The organism is Streptococcus danieliae (genome assembly GCF_009767945.1).
In the GTDB taxonomy this organism is placed as follows: Bacteria; Bacillota; Bacilli; order Lactobacillales; family Streptococcaceae; genus Streptococcus; species Streptococcus danieliae.
Map to the genome: position 1 here is coordinate 1 of NZ_WSRS01000197.1, position 513 is coordinate 513.

At 39.6% G+C, this 513-nt stretch carries 1 protein-coding gene; it reads left to right on the forward strand.

The window, feature by feature from the left end; translation table 11 throughout:
* The coding region (locus E5983_RS09430) for an IS66 family transposase (RefSeq protein ID WP_160332692.1) at nt 1-360 on the forward strand (360 nt) is incomplete at its 5' end.
* Nucleotides 361-513: the final 153 nt, after the last annotated feature.

Consider the following 513-nt stretch of genomic DNA (forward strand, 5'->3'; position numbering starts at 1 on the left):
TATGTCTTACCAGAATCCAAGTTAGGCCGTGCTCTCAAATACAGTTTGGATTATGAGTCCACATTCAAAACTGTACTAGAGGATGGACGTCTCGTTCTATCCAATAATTTGGCAGAAAGAGCAATCAAATCCTTAGTAATGGGACGCAAGAATTGGTTGTTCTCCCAGAGTTTAGGGGGAGCAGAGTCTAGTGCGATTATTATGACTCTAATTGAGACAGCCAAACTCCACCAAGTGGACAGTGAAAAATATATAGTTTTCCTACTAGAACATTTACCAAACGAGGAGACTCTCGAAAAAAAGGAGGTTCTAGAGGCTTATTTACCATGGGCAAAACAAATACAAGAGCATTGTCGTTAAAGAAACCTCCAAGATTCAAAGCAAGCTGCTTACAATCTTGGAGGTTTTTTGATGTACCCTGTTATTGGGCGCTTACCATTCACTATAACACAAATCAAACCACCTTACCACTAGAAATTGCTTCAGTCTTACCACAGGATCATATTGTTTTCA